The organism is Streptomyces pilosus, from assembly GCF_014649835.1.
Classification (GTDB): domain Bacteria; phylum Actinomycetota; class Actinomycetes; order Streptomycetales; family Streptomycetaceae; genus Streptomyces; species Streptomyces pilosus.
In genome coordinates, this window is the sequence record NZ_BMTU01000010.1 from 34,312 (window position 1) to 51,835 (window position 17,524).

Sequence of the window (17,524 nt, forward strand, 5' to 3'; positions counted from 1 at the left end):
TCCCGGCGGGCGTGGCCGCGAGGGCGCTCGCGCCCCGGGTCGTCCGGTGCCCCTGGACGCCGGCCGGCGTGGTCCGGTCCGACCGGGTACGGGGTGCCGGCCGCGACGGTGTCCGGGCTGCCTGGCGTGATGGCCGCGGACCGCCGGGCGACACCGAGGCCGCCGGGGGACCATGCCCCCGGCGGGGAGGGAGGACCCTCGGGCCCCCTCGGTCAGGCGGTGGCCGGTGCGGCCGCCGCTCGGGCGGCGCCTCCCCACGCGTGGACGCACAGCGCCTGTTCGACCACCTCGGTGTAGACGGCCGCCGCGAGCCAGGACCGGGCGAAGCGGCCCCGGTCGGCCGGGACCAGGCGTCCGAAGACGTCGCGGGAACGGTCCGCGGCGGCGGTGCGGAGGTCGTCGAGCAGGTCGGCCGCCGTGGCGAGACCGAGGCGGCGCAGGCGGGCGGCGTCTCCCGGCGTGCCGGCGGCGAGGGCGAGCACCCGGCGCCCTCCCGGCACGGCCTGGTGGACGCGGCGGCGCAGCAGGTGCAGCGGCGCCTCGTCCCCGCCGGCCGCGCCCCCGCCCGGTGGCACGAAGGTCTCCCGGGGCAGGTCGGCGTGCTGGAGCCGGTCCAGGCCCAGGTCCACGCGGGCCGCCGGGTCGGTGGGGTGGGCGACGGCGAGGAGCAGGGCGCGCGGGTGCGGGCCCGGTGTCAGGCGTGCCACGATCCGCAGCCTGCTGCCCGCGGCGGCGGCGAGCAGGCGGAGGTTCTCGCGGCAGGGCAGCGCCGGGTCGTCATGGGCGGCGGCCAGGCGCAGGGACACGCCCGCGCAGTCGGCGAGCAGACAGTCGCCCGCCGTCTCCCGCACCGTGCCGGTGAGGGTCACCTCCAGGAACAGCACGTCCTGCCCGCCCTCCAGGGCCCTGGTGACCTGGTCGGCGGCGGGGACGGCCCACAGGCGGTCCAGGGGCTCGTCCTGCCAGGCGGCGCCGGAGGCGCGGACCGCCCGCACGCCCGCGCCCGCGCCGAGGCGGCCCGTCGGGGAGACGGTGGCGCCGGACACGGCCAGCCCCGCGCGGGACAGTTCGCGGTGGGTCAGGGTGGTGTCACCGACGCGTACGGCCCGGTCGGCGGCGCCGGTCGCCCGGGCGGGGCCGCCGGGTGCCACGTCGGACACCGTGTAGAGGCGTCCGTCGGCGTCGGCCGTCCAGGTGACCGCGCCCGCGTAGCCGGTGGCGGTGAGGACGGGTTCGGAGAACAGCCCGTACAGGCGCAGGGACCCGTCGGGGCGGTACGGCTGCCGGACGGTGCCGCGCAGTGCGGACAGCTCGGGACCGGTGGCGTGCGGGAGGCGGTGGGCGACGTCGAGGACGGCGGTGAGGGCGCCGGCGAGGTCGCCGAGCCGGTACGCGGGGTCGGCGGCGCGGGCCGCCCGGACGGCGGTCACCACGGCGACGGCCGCGGCGGACGCCCGCGGGAGGCCGGCGAGGCGGGCGGTGTGCGCGGCGTGCAGGAGCTCCGCCTGGAGGACGGCCCCGGCGCCGTCGGTGCCGGCTTCCAGCACGGCGGCGGCGGCGTCGAACACCGCGTGGGCGGCGGCGTGTTGTGCGGACGTGGCGGTCTCGGGCTCCCGCTGCTCCCCCTCCGCCGTCCCCTTGGTCGCGTCCCCGTCCGCACCGGGGTTGGGCTCCCCCGCGGGGCCCGGGTCCTCGGCGGAGCCGGACTCCCCGGCGGCATTCGGGTCCGGGGTGTCCTCGGCGACGGGTGCCGCCGACGCGGCCGCCGCGCGGTGCAGGCAGTCGGGTGCCAGCAGGCATCCGCAGCGGATCGCGTCCGCACCGGTCACCGACCCGCCCGGCGCGTGCAGGACGACGTCGGTCCCGTCGTCCACGGCGATCCGTACGGTGTCGCCGTCCCGGGTGACGGGACGTGCCAGGAGCTTGGTGACGCCCGCGTCCAGGCGCTTGCGGAGCCGGGGCGGGAGCGCCGCGACGAGTGCGGCGGTGACGGACGGGGCGACCGGAGGCAGGTCCGGGCTCATGCGATCTTCTCCCCTACCCAGCGGGCGAGTTCGAGCGGACTGAGGGCGGCGACGGGCATCCCCGCGGCGACCAGCCGGCCGGCGACCCCCGTGGAGTAGCGGGGCCTGCCGGTGTCGTCGAGGCTCGCGCAGCCCAGGACGTGGCAGCCCGCCGACACCAGCGCGCGGACCTCGGCGAGCAGACCGCCGAGCGGATAGCCCTCCTCGAAGTCGCTGACGACCACGACGAGGGTGCGGGACGGCACGGTGACGAGTTCGCGCGCGTGCCGCAGTCCGGCGGCGATGTGGGTGCCGCCGCCGACGGAGACCTCCAGCAGCAGGGAGAGGGGGTCGTCCACGTGGCCGGTGAGGTCGATGACCTCGGTGGAGAAGGCCAGGAAGTGGGTGGACAGGGTCGGCACCCCCGCCAGCACCGAGGCGGTCAGCGCGGCCCACACCGTGGACGCCTCCATGGAGCCGGAGACGTCGGTGACGAGGATCAGCCGCCAGTCGGCGGCCCGGCGCGCCCGGGTGCGGAAGACCGGACGCTCGGGGATCACCCCGACCGTGCCGTCCGGGCCGCGGCGGGCGGTCGCCAGGTTGGCCCGCAGGGTGCGGGGCAGGTCCAGGGCCCCGCCGGGCCGTCTGCTGGGGCGGGGCAGGGCGGTGCCGTGCAGGGCCGGGCGCAGACGGGTGGCCAGCTGCCGGGTCAGCGCCTCGACGAGGCTCCGGACCAGCGGGCGCAGCGCGGCCAGCCGGGCCTCGGGCAGGCCGCCCGCGTGCCGCAGCACGGTGCGCAGCAGGTCCACCGAGGGGCGCACCCCGTCCGGGTCCAGTTCGGTGAGGACGTCGCTGCGGCCGGAGGCGGCGGCCGCGGCCAGGACTTCCTCACGGATGCCCGGGCCGAACAGCGCGGCCAGCTCCTCCGACCACTCCCGGGCCCCCGGGTAGGGCGCCTGGCGTCCCCCGCCGCGTCCCGGCGTGCCGAGGCCGCCCCGGCTGCCTTCGCCGCGTCCGCTGCCGTACAGCTCGTCCAGCGCGGTCGCGAGCGGTGCGGCCGACCGCGGGAGCGCGTCGGTGCGGCGGCCGAGGAGGAGGCGCCAGCGGTCGGCGGGAGCGAGGACGTGCGTCTCGCCCCGCGCGGCACCGCGGCCGAGGCCGCCCTCGGCCGCGGTGTCTCCCGGTCCGGACCGCGACCCGGTCCCGGGCCCGGGTCGCGCCGACGCCCCCGGCGCTCCGGCCGGGGGGACGGCCGGGGTGCGGGTCCCGGTGCCGGGACGCGGCAGGAGGTCCAGGGAGCGCAGCCGCTCGCGGGCCGCGAGATCCGCCTCCGTCCAGGCGGCGAGGGCGACCGGGTCGACGCCGGCGGTGTCGGCGACGTGCGTGGTGCCGAGGCGCGCCTCGACGGTGGCGAAGAGACGGTCGCGGGCCGCGGGGCTCAACGTGTCGAAACCGCCGCGCAGCGCGGGCAGCCGGTCGAGGAAGTCCCGGTCGGACAGCTCCGTCACCCGGGTGAGGAGGGGTTCCAGGGCGGGCTCCGCCGTCTCCAGGAGCGGACCCGCGGCGGTCAGCAGTCCGCCGAGCCGGGCGGTGAGCGCGGCGCGGGAGTCGGGGCCGGTGGCCCCGTCGACCCAGGAGGCCACCCGGTCACCGAGAGCCCGCGCGTCCTCGTGGCCGAGCAGGACCCGCACGGCCCCGGCGGCGCCGCGCATCATCGGGGAGCCGGCCGCGGACAGGCGCTCCAGGGCGTCGGTGAGCCGGATGCCGCCCAGCGGGTCGGCGCGCTGGGCCAGTGCGAGCAGGGCGTGGGCGTCGGCCGGGTCCTCGGATCCGGTGAGGCCGTCCACCTGGCGTACCGCCGCCGCCGTGAGCAGGTCCGCGACGTCGGCCGCCCGGGCCCGGCGGTCCGGGTCGGGGGCGAGGCCGGGGACGTGGCCTGCCCGCAGCCGGTCCAGCAGGGCCAGGCCGGCGAGGAGGTCGGGCAGGGTGCCGGCTCCGGGCAGGACCGCGGCGATGTCGCCGAGCCGCTCGTCGGAGAGTGCGGTCAGGCCGCACTCCGCCGCTCGTCCGAGCCCTTCGAGGGCCTGCGCAGCCGTCGGGCCGCCCTCGTCGAGTTCCTGGCGCCGACGCTCCCGCAGCACCCCTTCGGCGGCCTGCGCCGGGGTGACTCCACGGATGCCGGCAGCGGTCAGCATCGCCGCCGTGGCGGGTGTCCAGCGGACCTCCCAGCGGGAGGTGAGGGCCTCGGCGCCGCCCGCGCCGGCGACCTCCCTGGGCTCGCCGTAGGGCACCCCGCACACCGTCAGCCGGCGCAGCAGCAGTTCACGGCGCCGGTCGAGGTCGGAGCGCAGCGGGTCGAGCCGCAGGTCGCGTGCGGGGCCGTCCGCCCCGGGGCCCGGCAGGCCCAGTCGGGCCACGTCGGCCTCGACCGCGGGGGCCAGGCCGCTGCGCGGAGCCCGGGGGGCGGGACGCCCGCCGCGGGTGCCGACGAGGACGCGTTCCATCGCCCGCGCCACGGCCCGTCCCCTGCCGTAGGGCTCGCCCTGCGCGAGCACCGTCTGCACGGCTTCGACGAGCTCGCCGCGGCCTGCCGCGGGGAGGCCGCGCAGCCGGGCGAGGTCCGAGGCGAGCCGGCTGATCTCCCGCGCGTCGGCGGGCCCGGCGGGGTGGCCGAGGCCGCGCAGTTCGGCGCAGACGCGTACGGCGGCCCGCGTCAGGGCCTCTTCGAGCGCCGCCGGGTCGCCCGCCGCGCGCAGCACCATGTCCTGCCACTCCGGGTCGCGGATGCCCGCCGGATAGCCGGACCGCTCGTCGAGGAGCGCGTAGGTGTACGGGATCAGCGAGGTGGTCCAGGCGGGCTGCCGCGCCTGCGGGTCCGGCGTCGCGTCGTCCCCCGCGTCCGGCTCCGTGTCCTCTCCCGCGACCGGCCGCAGGAGCGCCGGGGCGTGGAAGGCTCCCACCACCACGGCGGCCCGCCGGCCCGCCGCGGTGGCCTCGGCCAGCCGGGCCCGCATCCAGCGCTCGCGCCGCAGGTCGAGTGCGGGCACGCCGCCCCGGGCGGCCGCGTCCTCGCGCAGGGCCCACCCGGTGAGGAGGGCGGCCCGGCGGAGGGCCTCGGGCGGGGAGCCGGGAGCGGTCGCCTCGACGAGCCGGTCCCAGAGGTCGTCCCCCGGGCGGCCGGTCAGCCGGGCCCGTACGGCGGTGGCGAGCCCGGGCCCGAGGGGTCCCGTCGCCGCGGTCCGCCGTCCTTCGCCCCAGGCCGGGTCGGCGAGCGGCAGGTCGCAGGCGACCACCGGTACGCCGCGCCGGGTGGCCCAGCGCACCGCGGCCAGTTCGGGCGAGAAGTCGGCGAACGGGTAGAACGCCGGTCCCCGGCCGCTCCCGTCGGCGGGAGCGGCGGCGAGCGCCACCGGCGCGCGTGTCTCCTCGTGTCCCAGCCAGGGCAGCCACTGCTGCATCTCGGCGGGCAGTTCGACGAGCAGCACCTCCGGTGCCGCCTCGTCCAGCAGGGCGGGCAGGGCGGCGGCCAGGGAGGGCGCGTGGTGCCGTACGCCGACGAGACAGGGCCCGGAGGGGTCGGTGAGGGCGGCGAGCACCTCGTCGGGCGTGGCGGGGCTGCCCTGCGGGGCGGCCGGGTGGGTGAGGGGCACGGCGGTCAGCCCTCCAGCACGGTGCGCAGGTCCCAGAGGGTGCGCCAGGTGGCGGAGCCCTGTTCGGCGCGGCGCCGGACGGGTCCGTCCCAGTAGCCGCGCAGCCGGGCGGCGTCGGCCGGGTCGTCCTTGCGGACCACGCCGAGCAGGTGGCCGGGCAGCAGTCCGAGCACGTCGCGGTCGCCGGGGAAGTAGGCCGCGGCGAGGGCCAGGGCCCCGGCGACGGACACGGCCTCCGCGGTGCTCATCACCGTGGAGGGCCGTTCGACCTCCCAGCCCTCCGCCGAGCGGCCCTCGCGCAGGTCCCGGAACGCGGTGACCAGCGCCTCCAGCACGGCGTCGTCGACCTGGAAGGGCGCGCCGGCCCGCTCGACGGACGCCCGGGCCTGGCCGCGCACCAGCGCGGTCTCCGCGTCGAGGTCCCCGATGGGCCCCACCGTCTCGAAGTTGAAGCGGCGCTTGAGGGCCGCGGACATCTCGGAGACACCCTTGTCGCGGAGGTTCGCGGTGGCGATGAGGTTGAAGCCGGGCGCCGCGTGCGCCAGCGCGTCCTCGCTGCCGGCGAGTTCGGGTACGGCGATCCGCCGTTCGGAGAGCAACGACACCAGCGCGTCCTGCACTTCGGGCAGGCAGCGGGTGATCTCCTCGACGCGGGCCACCGCGCCACGGGCCATCGCGGTGAGCACGGGCGAGGGCACAAGGGCCTGCCGGGAGGGGCCCTGGGCCAGCAGCAGCGCGTAGTTCCAGCCGTACTTGAGCTGGTCCTCGGTGGTGCCCGCGGTGCCCTGGACGACGAGGCCGCTGGTGCCGCAGACCGCGGCGGAGAGCAGCTCCGACAGCATCGACTTGGCGGTGCCGGGCTCGCCGACGAGCAGCAGTCCGCGCTCGCCCGCGAGGGTCACCACGCAGCGTTCGACCAATGCCCGGTCACCGACGAACTTGTCCTCGACGACCAGGCGCCGCGGCACCCCCTCGGGCACCTGCGCACCGTCGGGCAGCTTCAGCGCCTCGCCCGCGCTGCCCATGACGAAGGTGACGACGGCTCGGGGGGTGAGCCGCCAGGCGGGCGGGCGCGGCCCGTCGTCCAGAGCGGCGAGGAAGGCCAGTTCGGTCGCGTGCCGGTCCTCGGGCGGGACGATCTGGCGGGCCGGGGAAGGACACAGGGTGGTGGTCATCGGCGCGGTTTCTTCCGGGTGCGGGTGGCGGGTGGTCATCGGCGGCGGCCCTTGCGGGTGGCGCGGGTGGCGAGTTCCTCGTAGGCGGGGGCGTCACCGGCGCGGACACGCTCCCACGCGCGGGTGAACAGCTCGGGGACCGGCAGCGTGGGTGCGGTGCCGTGCGGCGGGTAGAGGCCCTGCTTCCAGATCTCCACCGGCAGCGCGGGCGACTTCAGGTCCAGCCAGCCGCAGGGCAGGAACAGGGTGCGTCCGGCCCGGGCCCGCTTCGCCTCGACGACCAGCCCGTCGGCCGCCGCCAGTTCGGCGCGGGCCCTCTTCATACGGGCGGGCTTCCAGCCGGTCCGGCGGACGCAGTTGCGGTCCGTCGGGTCGGGCAGGGCGAGCAGCTGGAGGTAGAGCCCCGCCGCGTCCTCGCCCAGACCGTGCGCCGAGGCGACCTCGGCCACCAGGCCGGGCACGCTGACGGACGGATCGTGGGCGTACCCGGTGGGGGCCCCGGGGTCCCCTCCCGCCGCCACGGCACGGGCGAGTCCGTCGTCGAGGACGGTCCGCAGTGTCCGCAGGCCGTCGCCGCGTCCGGGTCCGACGAGTCCGTCGAGCAGTCCGAACACGGGGTCGTCCGCGTCCCGGAGGGCGGCGGAGCGCACCAGGACTGCCTCCTGGTCGCCGTACCAGGGGCGCAGGACCAGGGCCTCGCCGACACGGGTGAGGCCGTCGGGGCCGGCACCGCCGGTGGCGGGAAGTCCGTACGCCCTGCGCAGTTCGGCGGCGGTCGACGAGCCCTTCTCGGTCCAGTCCAGGTCCAGGTCGAGCAGCAGCCCGGGGTCCGTGAGGCGGCGGCGCAGCGCCCCGAGTCCCGCCGGCAGCGAGGCGCGCAGCGGGTGTCCGTAGGGCAGGGCGTAGGCGAGTCCGGCCAGGGAGGACACGGCGCGGGTCAGGTCGTACCGGCCGGGCAGCGCCCGGGGGTCCTCCGGTACGAGGTTGCCGTCCTTGTCGGGCCGCTGGACGGTGGTGCGGCTGAGCCAGGGCGTGCGGCGCGGATTGAGCACCTCTTCGACGGATGCGGTGGGCAGCCCCGGAAGGGACAGGTCGCCGGCGAGGTCCTCGGGCAGCCGGAGGACGCCGTCGAGGCGCTCGGCCCACACCCGGCCCGCCGCGTCCGTGTCCGGCCCGGAGGTCCACAGGTCCGCCGGGTCGCGGGGCAGCAGGGCGCCGACGAGGGCCGCCCTGTCGCCTGGCTCGACCGAGCCGAGCAGTGCGTCCCCCAGCTGCTTCTGCCTCGGCTTCAGGCCCGTCGTCGCGCTCACCTCGTCGGTCAGCTGGGGCGGCTTCCCGGCGAGCAGCAGGGTCGCCTGAAGCGGTCCCAGTCCGCCCTGCGTGGCGGCGGCCAGGGCGGCGGGTGCTTCCGGCTGCCAGGGCGCCGGGCCCTTGTCGCGGACGAGCGCGGTCACGGCGGCCAGATCACCGGCCGGGAACACCGGTGGGTGCGCGCTCTCGCGTCCCGAGGTGAAGTGGGCGACGGCGCCGAAGGTGCCGGTCGGGTCGTGGTCCAGGGCCAGCCAGTTCACGCGCTGGTGATGGTGGTCGACGCTCTGGCAGCCGAGGACGACGACGGTGCGGCCGTCGCGGCGCAGCACCTGACCGGCGCGGTCCTGCTTGCCGCGCGGTTCGCTCAGCACGACGTCGCGCAGCACGGTTCCGGATGCGGCCAGAGGGCCCTCCGCGATGGCCTCGAAGAGCAGCAGCAGGGCCGCGCGGTGCGTCTGCGTCAGGGCGGGTGAGGCGGCACGGTAGGCGAGCGGACGCAGCGCGTCCAGCACGGACGGCCACGCCGGGCCCTCGGCCGGGACGGTGCGCGCGTCGCTGGTCCAGCCGTCGGCGGGGCCGGTGAGCCGGGCCGCGGCGGGCAGGGCCTTGCCCTCGGCGGGCTTCCCCGTGAGGACGTGGTTGACGGCGCGGATCTGGCGCAGCACGCTCCACCGCTGTCCGCCGCCCCACCAGCCGTGCTGCTCGGCGAGGCCCGCGGTCGCCTCGCGCAGCGTCTGGTCGTCGCCGTTCTCGGGGCGGTAGTCGGCGAACATGCCGGCGACCTGCCGGGACGGCGTGCCGGGCTGTCGCGCGGGGGGTTCGACGAAGGCGGCGACGGACTCGGCGAGGCGGAGGACCGCGAGCACGAGGCCGGTGACGCCGGTGAGTATCCGGGGCTCGGTGAGGGCGGGCAGGGAGCGGGCGACGACCGTGCGCAGGGTCTCCTGGGCGCTCGGGACACCGGAGTGGTCCGGCTCCCGGCCGGTCCCGCCGTCGGTGTCCGCGTTCGCCCGCCTGGCCGCCGCCATCCGGGCCTGCCGCTCGGCCAGCACACGGGCTCCCTCGCGCAGCAGTTCCCGGGCCTGATCGTCGCTCAGCGCGCGCAGGACCGCCGAGGCCTTCTCGTCGCGGGGGCGCAGCGCGTGCCAGAAGTCGACCGGCGGGACGAGCGGTGTGCCGGCGGCGAACTCGCCACCGCGCTGCAGCGGTGTCACCCTGCCCAGCTCCCACAGGCCGGTGGTCCGGTCCGTGGTGTACCAGGTGACCTGGCGGTGCTGGGCGGCGACGACGGGCTCGGCGCCCGAGGGCAGCCGCAGCGCGCCGAGCGGAACGCCCGGTATCCGGTGGCCCGCCGCGGGGAGCGTGGTGGTCCGGCCGTCGGGTGTGCCGACGGTGGTGCGGGCCTCGCCGCCCTCGCCGTCGGTGCGCACCCAGCGGCCGAGGACCGTGCCGTCGGTGCCGAACGGGCTGTGCTCCAGGCCGGGCTGGAGGGGCAGTACCGTGCAGTGCTGCTGGAGCAGGGTGGAGCCGTCCCGGACGGCGGAGCGCAGGAACGCGGGCAGCGAGGCGCGGCCGTGGGTGCCGGTCGCCGGGTCGTGTTCGAGCCACACCTGCCGCAGGCCCTGCCGTCCCTGGCGCCAGTACGAGGTGCCGTCCCCGATGAGGGGGCGGCGGGGCGGCAGGACCGTGTCCCCTGCCCGCAGGGTGCGCCCGCCGGTGGCGCGGCCGCCGTCCGGCAGCGGGATCGAGGTCTCGCCGGCGTCGCCGCTGCTGTACCAGGAGGGGAGCTTCTCGCCGCCGAGCGGGAACACCTCGGCCGGGCGGGCCGACCAGTAGCCGTGCTGTTTCCCGCTCTCCCGCCACATGACCAGCAGTTCGCCGTCCGTGTAGCGGAAGGAGGGCCGCTGCCAGCGGTCCAGTCCGGCCGGCAGCCGCAGGTCGTGTTCGAGCAGGATGCCCTGCGGTCCCACCACGATCGCCTTGTGCCCGCGGGAGAGGATCAGGGCCGGCCAGGACTCCTCGACGGCGAGGTTGTCGTCACCGTCACGCCGGGTCCCGGCCTCGAGACGGAGCACTGCCTCCTCCAGTGCCGGCCAGCCCAGTTCGTCCGGGATGCCGGCGCGCAGGGTGTTGCCGAGCAGCGGTGCGATGTCGAGTGCGGCGGCCCGGGCGACGGCCCGCGGACTGACCTCGGCGGCGACGGTACGGAAGGGCCGCAGCCGTTCGAGGGCCGCGCGGGCACCCGCGAGACCGGCGGCGCCGTCCAGCTCGGCGGCTGCGTCGTCCAGCCACTCGCGGAGCACCCCGGCGAGCACGGGATGTCCGGCGATCTTCTCCAGTTGGCCGGTGCTCGCCCGCTGACGGTGCACGTTGCCCACGGCGTCGTAGAGCAGGCGCCGTCCGTACGGGTCCGCCGCCAGGGCGGTCAGGTCGCGCCGTCCGGTGCGGGTGTCCTCCATCCACCGGCCGAGGGCGAGGTGGACGTCCGTGCCGGCGCCGGGCCGGGTCAGCGGAACGTCCTCGGCCGTGCACAGGTCCACGAGGTCGAGGTCGGCGCCGGCGTGCCAGCGGCCGGTGAAGAGGTCGACGGGGCGGCCGTGCGCGCGCAGGCGGGGGGCCATGCGCTGGACGAGGGCGAGGGTGGCCGGTGAGCGGTCACCGGCGGTGCCGCCGTGCTTGCGGTGCAGCGCCCAGCGGGTGAGCCAGTCCGCCGCGTCGGTGCCGTCCGCGGTGTCGGTGCCGTCCGTGAGCAGCCGGTCGGCACCGGTCTCCGCGAGCAGTGCCAGCCAGAACTCGTCGTCCTCGACGGAGCGGCCGAGCCCGGCGGGCATGATCTCCAGCAGCCGGGCCCGGACGGCGGGTTGCCGCTCGGCGAGGACGACGAGCGTCGCCCGGTAGGTGTTCCAGAAGGAGGCGGGGGCGCGCACGGCGGCGGGTGAGGTCAGCAGGTCCGCGACGAGAGCGCACTCCTCGGTGACCCGGTCCAGTCCGGCCGCCTTGATGAGGGTGCGCGCGTCCTGGGGCAGCGAGGCGTACGGCGGCATGCCCGCGGCGCAGCGCTCCACGGTCAGCTGCCGGAACTGCGCCCATGCCTCGGCGGGGGTGAGCCGTGCCGCGAGGGCCTTCACGTGTTCCTTGAGGGCCTTGACCGTCAGCGCGCCGGCGAAGGCGAACTCCAGGAACACGGCGCGCTGCCGCTCCTCGTCCACGGTCAGCGCGTGCACCCGTTCCGCGTCGCGGGCCTTGCCGAAGAAGGCGGCGGCGTAGGTGGTGTTCTCGTGCTGGAGGAAGACGCGGGCGGCCTGCTCGTAGAAGGTGGGCAGGAAGTGCGGGACGGCCCGGCCGAGTCGCTCGCCGAGCGCCTCGAAGCCCTCCTTGGCGGTGCCGGGGCGGGACTTGGCCTGCCGGGCGAACCGCTCGACGTCCCGGACGAGAGCCAGCGCGTGGTGTCCGTTCGCCGGGTCGTTGACGAGGGCCCAGGCGGGGAAGCCGAGGGCTTCCCGGCGTACCTGTCCGACCTCGCGGGTCTCGGGCTCCCGGGTGAGGCCGAGGAAGTCCAGGGCGAGGTCCTCGGCCTCACCGAGGGTGCCGGGCACCAGCCGCACGACCGTCCGCTCACCGAGCGCGGTGTGGGTGTAGGTGCGGGCGGTGAGGACATCGGCGTCCTCGCGGTCCGTGGTGCCCGGGGGCAGTACGGCGCCGGCGTCGAGCAGGGCGGCCGCGGTGGCCTCGTCGAAGGTGACGCCGTCGTACTCGTACGCGGTCATGCCGCACGCTCCTCGTCCTCGATGTCGCGTCCGGCGTACAGCGCGGCCGCCATGCGCATGCCCTCCGACCAGGCCACCGGCCCGACCTGACCGAGCTTCAGTGCCCGGCCGGCGGTGTCGGTGAAGACCAGCGGGCCGGTCTCCGTCTCCGCGTAGCCGTCGTAGTCACCGACCCAGACGCGGGCCTCGACGCCGCGGCCGTCCTCCAGCACGGAGCACACGGCGTGTCCGCCGCGTACGCGGTATCCGAGCTGGGTCGCACGGCCGTGCAGGAACCTCAGTTCCCTGAAGACCCCGCCCGCGTACTCCTCGACGGAGGCGGCGCCGGTGTCGAGGGCGGCGGGCCGGTGCCACACCTCGCGGAAGAGCTGCTGGGCGCGCTGCTCGATGCCGATCTCGACGGCGAACTCGCGCAGGTCCTCCAGGTCATCGAGCAGCACCGGGTGCGGGAGGCGGACCAGGCCGGGGGTGATCCGGACGGTGTCGCCGTCGAGGTCGACGACGCCGAGACCGCGCTCGGGGTCGGCGTCCCGCAGGAACCCGGCCACCACGCCGTCGGCCCCCGTGACGACCGTGTCGCGCAGGGCGGCCTGCCAGGCCGGGTCGGGCCACACCCGCGCCAGCACGGCGAACGGCACCGGCAGGGAGCGCACCATCCACCGCTCGACGTCGGCGAGGCACTGCCGCTCGTGCCGATCGAGCCACTCGACGAGCTGCCGCAGCCCCACCACCGCGGGATCGTCGGCGATCTTCGACGGTACGGACTTCAGCCGCCGCCCGGCCGCGTTGCGGCACACCACCTTGCCGTCGTCGAGGGCGACTTCGTAGTCGCCGGCCGACACCCACCCCATGCGTGCCTCCCGCACTCACAATGATCAAGTGACGGGAACCCTAGAGCAGGGCTCTGACAACGGCTCCCGGCCCTGAGGGACGCGGGGGCGGGCGGCACGGTTCTCCCGCCCGGGAGCAGGGCCATCGGGGTGGCCGGATGCCGTGTCGGGAGGCCGTTTCCGGGTGCCCTGGCCATCCTGGGTCACGACGGCCCCTTCCCAGCGACGAGGAGCACGGCATGCCCACGGACCCGGTCGGACGATTCCTGACGGCTCTGGACCCGGAGCACCGGGAGGCCGTCAGCGGCAGACCGCGGGCGGAACAGGAACGGCTGGCGGCCGCGTGGGAGCGGGAACTGGAGGCCGACACCGCGCTCGACTCCCTCGACGAACTGTCACCGCCCGCCGCCGAGGCGGAGGCGGCCCGCCGCGTCATCGGCAGCGAGAACGACCGGGACGGCACGCGGGAGTGACCGTCCCGCTGCCGGTGGGCCCGGGCCCTTGCCGCACGTCCTCACCTCACGCGGGCGACCCTGCGCGGCCCCGGCAGTGGCGCACGCACGAGGTGACGACCACGAAGGGCCAGACGGACTGAAGGGCCGTCACCACCCGTTCCGCGACACCGGGCACACCCTCGAGGTGGATCTCCACCAGGAACCAGACCGCGCCGGCGACCATCGCGGCGGTCGCCGCGCACGCCGGGGCCGGCCGGAGCGCCCACGGCGCGGCGCTCCCGCCGACGGCGGCGAGGACCGGCCACACGGCCAGGAGCACGAATCCGACGACGGCCACCGAACCGTGCCGCAGGGAGCCACCGCTGCTCGGCGCCGGGATCAGCGCCACCACCAGGGCCGCCACTCCCCCGCCCGCCAGCGCCAGGCGTCCGGCGGCCGCCGCCGGACGCAGTCCCCACGCGGTGAGCAGGTGACAGACACCCAGTGCGAACAGCGCGCCGGTCATCACCCAGAACCCCGCGGCCCCGTACGCCGCCAGGACGCTGATCGTCTGGGTGACGGGGTCGTACGCGGATCCCTCCAGTGACGCCGCGACCACCCACCCCGCGATCAGCAGCACCGGCGCACACCCGGACGAGAGCAGGACCCATCGGGGAACAATCGGCATCGAACCACCATAGAGCGCACGGAATGCTACGAGATCATGACACGTACGGCATGACGTGACCCGAGATGAGACATGCCCGAGGGGAGCGTAGGGTGATGTGGGTGCGTTTGCCGTGGTCCGCGGGCCGCGGGTGCGACGACCCCTAGCCTTCACGCGGAAGGACCGACCATGGGCACGGTCACCACTCCTGACGGCACGACCCTCTTCTACAAGGACTGGGGGCCGCGCGACGCCCCGCCGGTCGTCTTCCACCACGGCTGGCCGCTGAGCGGCGATGACTGGGACAACCAGATGCTGTTCTTCCTCGCCCACGGCTACCGGGTGATCGCTCACGACCGGCGCGGTCACGGCCGCTCCAGCCAGTCGCCGACCGGCCACGAGATGGACACCTACGCCGCCGACGTGGCGGTGCTGACGGACGCCCTCGACCTGCGGGACGCCGTGCACATCGGACACTCGACGGGCGGCGGCGAGGTCACCCGCTACGTGGCGCGTGCCGAGCGGGGCCGCGTCGGCAAGGCGGTGCTCGTCGGCGCGGTCCCGCCGGTCATGGTCAAGTCGGACAGCAACCCGGGCGGTCTGCCGGTCGAGGTCTTCGACGAACTGCGCGCGGCCCTCGCCGCGAACCGCGCCCAGTTCTACATCGACCTGCCGTCGGGCCCGTTCTACGGTTTCAACCGGCCCGGCGCGGAGGTCTCCCAGGGACTGATCGACAACTGGTGGCGGCAGGGGATGGCGGGGGCGGCCAACGCCCACTACGAGTGCATCAAGGCGTTCTCCGAGACCGACTTCACCGAGGATCTGAAGGCCATCGACGTCCCGGTCCTCGTGGCGCACGGCACCGACGACCAGATCGTGCCCTACGCGGACTCGGCACCGCTGTCGGCCGAGCTGCTGCAGCACGCCACCCTGAAGACGTACGAGGGGTTCCCCCACGGCATGCTGGCGACCCACCCGGACGTCCTCAACCGGGACATCCTGGAGTTCGTGAAGTCCTAGCCGCCGCGCGCCCGTCTAGGCGGGTTCCGCGTGCTCCTCCTGGGGGCTGTCGGCGAAGGAGTACGGGGGCCAGGGGCCCAGGAAGCGGATGCCGAGTCCGGGCCGGCCGGCCCGCGCTTCGCTCAGGACGGCTCCGACGGCATCGACGTCCTCGTGCCGGACGAGCAGGGCCGCGGACAGGACACCCGTCTCGTCGGCGGTGCGCCGGGTGAACGCGCGGTCGCGGACGTCCTCGGCGACGGCCAGCAGACGGCGGCGGATCGTGGCGTGCAACGCGTCGGCGAGCTCGCCGGCCGTGTGCCGTTCACGCTGCTCCCGCTGCTTGGCGAGCAGTCTGCGCATGCCGGGGGACCTGCCGTCGGCGTCGTCGGCAGGCGTGCCGTCCACCGGGTCGCCGCCGGTGACGGCCGCGCGGTCCAGGGTGATCTCGACCCTGAGTTCGCAGCGGCCCGACAGGGCTTCGAGCCGGCCGGTGATGCTGTCGTGTTCCTCCCTGATCCAGTCCCCCAGGCACTGCTCGGCGCTCCGTCCGGACTCGGGGTCGGCGGCGACCAGGACGTTGAAGGTCATCGGCAGGAGGCCGCCGACGCGTTCCCAGACGGTGGTGACCGCACGGCTCTGCTCGGCGACCCAGCGGCGCACCTCGTCGTCGCCGCCCTGGAAGGGGGCCGGTGCGGCGTCGTGCACGAGCGCGGCGAGGCCGGTGCCGGGGACGCCGGCCAGGCGCACCGGGCGCCCGTCGAGCCCGGTGACGCCGTCGGCCGCGCCCTGCCGGTCCGGGAGCAGGGCGTACACGTAGAGCGCGCTGTGCTCGGTCATCGGCCGGCCTCCTCCGCCCAGCGCCGGGGGTTGATCAGCTTGTCGACCACGTCGTCGACCACGTCGTCCAGACCGCGGTGCAGGTCGGCGACGGAGTCGACGATGCCGTGGTCCTCCTTGATCTGTTCCATCGCCTCGTCCAGTTCCAGCAGGGCGTCGGCCAGGCGCTCGGCCTCCTCCGGGTTCAGGTCCCCGCCGTCGATGCGGCGCATCGCCTGACGGTCCAAAGCCTCCTGGATGACCTCCACCAGGGTGACCACCAGGGACAGCACTCCGTGCTTGAGGCTCTTCTCGTCCACGGTCAACGGCATGTCGCGTCTCCCCTCCCCCGGCGGCCCGCCGGGCTCGTCCTCACGTGGTTCATCCGGCGGCCACCACCGGTCGGGCGGCCTCCAGCCGCCGGACCCACAGGCCGGGGTCGCCGGCGGCCAGCCGCACGTCCTCGCCGCCCGCGGTGGTCACCACCAGGACACTGCCTTCCCCGGCGGGCCCGTGCCCGGGCACCCGCCGCACCCCGGCCAGGTCGGCCGTGGGCAGCACGAGCGCGGGCCGGGCGTCCAGCGGGGACTTCCAGGTCAGTCCGCCGGACGTCAGCCGTGCGGTGCCGCCGCGCCACACCGGGCCCGATCGGCGCGGCTCCTGGTACCACAGGTGTCCTTCGGCGAGCGGGGGCTCTACGTCGGTGACGGGGCCGGGCGGGAGTGCGGGCGCCAGGTGCCCGGCGCAGGCCCGGGTGATCAGGTCGCACAGGGTCTCCGGTTCCTTGGCGGAGAGCAGTTCGCGCCGGCCGTCGGCCAGGGTCAGCTCCAGGCGTAGGCGGTCCTCGCCCCCGACCGTCCGCTCCGGCTTCAGACGCACGGAGCGTACGCCGGACAGTTCGGTCTGCCAGAGGATCTCCCGCGGTTCCGCGCGCAGGACGACGAGGCGCTGATCGGTGAGGTAGACGGTGCCGGGCCGCCAGCCGTGGTACACGCCCTCGGTCAGCAGGTGACCGCCGCTCATGCGGCGGACGACGCCCTCGTCCTCGCGCAGGTCGAGGGCGCGGCGGACGACCGAGCGCTCGGCCCAGGCGCGGGTGGCCTCGTCCCAGTCGCGCATCATGCCGTACTCCAGCATCGTCTCCATGCCGGCCACGGCCGCCCGGATCGAGACGCCGATCAGGGGGATGTCGGCCACGGCGACGATGAGGTCCAGGTGCAGGACGGCGCCCTTGTTGAGGACGACCTCCAGCAGGTCGTCCAGGGTCACTCTCGGTTCCCGGGTGGGGCGCATGGGGGGACGGTCAGTCGGCACGTCGCCCGGCCTTCCGCCCGGCCGCGGGTTCGGCGTCCGGCTCCTCGCCGGCGCCCGCGGGCCGAGGCGCCGTCAGCTCCGGCTTGTCCGATCCTTCCTGCAGCCGTGCCTGTGCGCTGCGCCAGCCGCACCAGGGACACCACTGGTTCAGCAGCTGCTCGACGGGCGCGCGCTTCCCGCACGCCGGGCAGGTGTCCTTCTCCTCCCTCGTCTCGCGCCACGCGGCGGTCTCGGTGTCCGTGCCGGAGGGGAACTCCAGTCCGTAGCGGGCGGCCGTCTCGAAGGAGGCCAGCGCCGCGCGCAGCCGGATGCCCAGCAGTTCGACGCCGGCCACCGACACCATGATGTCGGCGTTGAGCACCAGGCCCTTGTCCAGCAGGGTCTCGACGACGTGCGCGAGACTGCCGTCGCCGTCGCGGCGTGGCTGCATGGGCGCCGCGGAGACCGCGGGCGTCGCGCGGGCGGACGGGTCGCGCGCGGGGGCCGGCGCGGGGAACCCGCGCTCACTCGGCGTTCCGGAGAAGCTGCTCATCCCAGCCGCCTAACCCCTCTTCC

12 protein-coding genes are annotated in these 17,524 nt (G+C 76.2%); 2 read left to right on the plus strand and 10 right to left on the minus strand.

Annotated elements, in window-relative coordinates:
• Positions 1–212: 212 nt before the first annotated feature.
• Genes IE118_RS23200 through IE118_RS23220 form a run of 5 tightly spaced genes read right to left on the minus strand, consistent with a single transcriptional unit; the run spans position 213 to position 12,757 of the window.
• Positions 213–2,024: a hypothetical protein gene (locus tag IE118_RS23200; protein WP_189559946.1), complete on the minus strand. Its 1,812-nt coding sequence runs from the start codon at positions 2,022–2,024 to the stop codon at positions 213–215.
• Complete coding sequence (locus tag IE118_RS23205; RefSeq protein ID WP_229846914.1) at positions 2,021–5,653, minus strand: vWA domain-containing protein; 3,633 nt, start codon at positions 5,651–5,653, stop codon at positions 2,021–2,023. The genes IE118_RS23200 and IE118_RS23205 overlap by 4 nt, the downstream gene beginning before the upstream one ends.
• Before the next feature lie 5 nt (positions 5,654–5,658).
• Positions 5,659–6,828, minus strand: a complete 1,170-nt coding sequence (locus IE118_RS23210; protein ID WP_189559947.1) for an ATP-binding protein — start codon at positions 6,826–6,828, stop codon at positions 5,659–5,661.
• 35 nt (positions 6,829–6,863) lie between these two features.
• Positions 6,864–11,906: a hypothetical protein gene (locus tag IE118_RS23215; RefSeq protein WP_189559948.1), complete on the minus strand. Its 5,043-nt coding sequence runs from the start codon at positions 11,904–11,906 to the stop codon at positions 6,864–6,866.
• A complete protein-coding gene (locus tag IE118_RS23220; protein WP_189559949.1) occupies positions 11,903–12,757 on the minus strand; it encodes a DUF4132 domain-containing protein in 855 nt (284 codons plus the stop codon). The genes IE118_RS23215 and IE118_RS23220 overlap by 4 nt, the downstream gene beginning before the upstream one ends.
• 218 nt (positions 12,758–12,975) lie before the next feature.
• Here IE118_RS23220 and IE118_RS23225 point away from each other — a divergent pair, with 218 nt between their 5' ends.
• Entirely contained in the window at positions 12,976–13,209 is a 234-nt protein-coding gene (locus tag IE118_RS23225) for a hypothetical protein (RefSeq protein ID WP_189559950.1), read from the plus strand.
• A gap of 46 nt (positions 13,210–13,255) precedes the next feature.
• Here IE118_RS23225 and IE118_RS23230 read toward each other — a convergent pair whose 3' ends face one another.
• Positions 13,256–13,858 carry a DUF998 domain-containing protein gene (locus IE118_RS23230; protein ID WP_189559951.1) on the minus strand — a complete coding sequence of 201 codons (603 nt, stop codon included), beginning with the start codon at positions 13,856–13,858 and terminating at the stop codon, positions 13,256–13,258.
• Positions 13,859–14,026: 168 nt separating this feature from the next.
• On the opposite strand from IE118_RS23230, the gene IE118_RS23235 reads away from it, so the two are divergent.
• Complete coding sequence (locus IE118_RS23235; protein ID WP_189559952.1) at positions 14,027–14,857, plus strand: alpha/beta fold hydrolase; 831 nt, start codon at positions 14,027–14,029, stop codon at positions 14,855–14,857.
• A 15-nt stretch (positions 14,858–14,872) separates the two neighbouring features.
• Here the strand turns inward: IE118_RS23235 and IE118_RS23240 are convergent, their stop codons facing one another.
• Genes IE118_RS23240 through IE118_RS34625 form a run of 4 tightly spaced genes read right to left on the minus strand, consistent with a single transcriptional unit; the run spans position 14,873 to position 17,501 of the window.
• Positions 14,873–15,676: a GvpL/GvpF family gas vesicle protein gene (locus tag IE118_RS23240; protein WP_189559953.1), complete on the minus strand. Its 804-nt coding sequence runs from the start codon at positions 15,674–15,676 to the stop codon at positions 14,873–14,875.
• Positions 15,673–15,987 carry a gas vesicle protein K gene (locus IE118_RS23245; RefSeq protein ID WP_189559954.1) on the minus strand — a complete coding sequence of 105 codons (315 nt, stop codon included), beginning with the start codon at positions 15,985–15,987 and terminating at the stop codon, positions 15,673–15,675. The genes IE118_RS23240 and IE118_RS23245 overlap by 4 nt, the downstream gene beginning before the upstream one ends.
• Positions 15,988–16,036: 49 nt before the next feature.
• Positions 16,037–16,948 (minus strand): gas vesicle protein, encoded by a 912-nt coding sequence (locus IE118_RS23250; protein WP_189559955.1) that lies wholly within the window; start codon positions 16,946–16,948, stop codon positions 16,037–16,039.
• A gap of 10 nt (positions 16,949–16,958) precedes the next feature.
• Positions 16,959–17,501, minus strand: coding sequence for a gas vesicle protein (locus IE118_RS34625; RefSeq protein WP_308431847.1), 543 nt, complete (start codon positions 17,499–17,501; stop codon positions 16,959–16,961).
• Positions 17,502–17,524: the final 23 nt, after the last annotated feature.

Coding starts and splice junctions, on each gene's coding strand:
- IE118_RS23200 (WP_189559946.1), bottom strand. CDS start 2,024: ATGAGCCCGGACCTGCCTCCGGTCGCCCCGTCCGTCACCGCCGCACTC.
- IE118_RS23210 (WP_189559947.1), bottom strand. CDS start 6,828: ATGACCACCACCCTGTGTCCTTCCCCGGCCCGCCAGATCGTCCCGCCC.
- IE118_RS23215 (WP_189559948.1), bottom strand. CDS start 11,906: ATGACCGCGTACGAGTACGACGGCGTCACCTTCGACGAGGCCACCGCG.
- IE118_RS23220 (WP_189559949.1), bottom strand. CDS start 12,757: ATGGGGTGGGTGTCGGCCGGCGACTACGAAGTCGCCCTCGACGACGGC.
- IE118_RS23225 (WP_189559950.1), top strand. CDS start 12,976: ATGCCCACGGACCCGGTCGGACGATTCCTGACGGCTCTGGACCCGGAG.
- IE118_RS23230 (WP_189559951.1), bottom strand. CDS start 13,858: ATGCCGATTGTTCCCCGATGGGTCCTGCTCTCGTCCGGGTGTGCGCCG.
- IE118_RS23235 (WP_189559952.1), top strand. CDS start 14,027: ATGGGCACGGTCACCACTCCTGACGGCACGACCCTCTTCTACAAGGAC.
- IE118_RS23240 (WP_189559953.1), bottom strand. CDS start 15,676: ATGACCGAGCACAGCGCGCTCTACGTGTACGCCCTGCTCCCGGACCGG.
- IE118_RS23245 (WP_189559954.1), bottom strand. CDS start 15,987: ATGCCGTTGACCGTGGACGAGAAGAGCCTCAAGCACGGAGTGCTGTCC.
- IE118_RS23250 (WP_189559955.1), bottom strand. CDS start 16,948: ATGCGCCCCACCCGGGAACCGAGAGTGACCCTGGACGACCTGCTGGAG.
- IE118_RS34625 (WP_308431847.1), bottom strand. CDS start 17,501: ATGAGCAGCTTCTCCGGAACGCCGAGTGAGCGCGGGTTCCCCGCGCCG.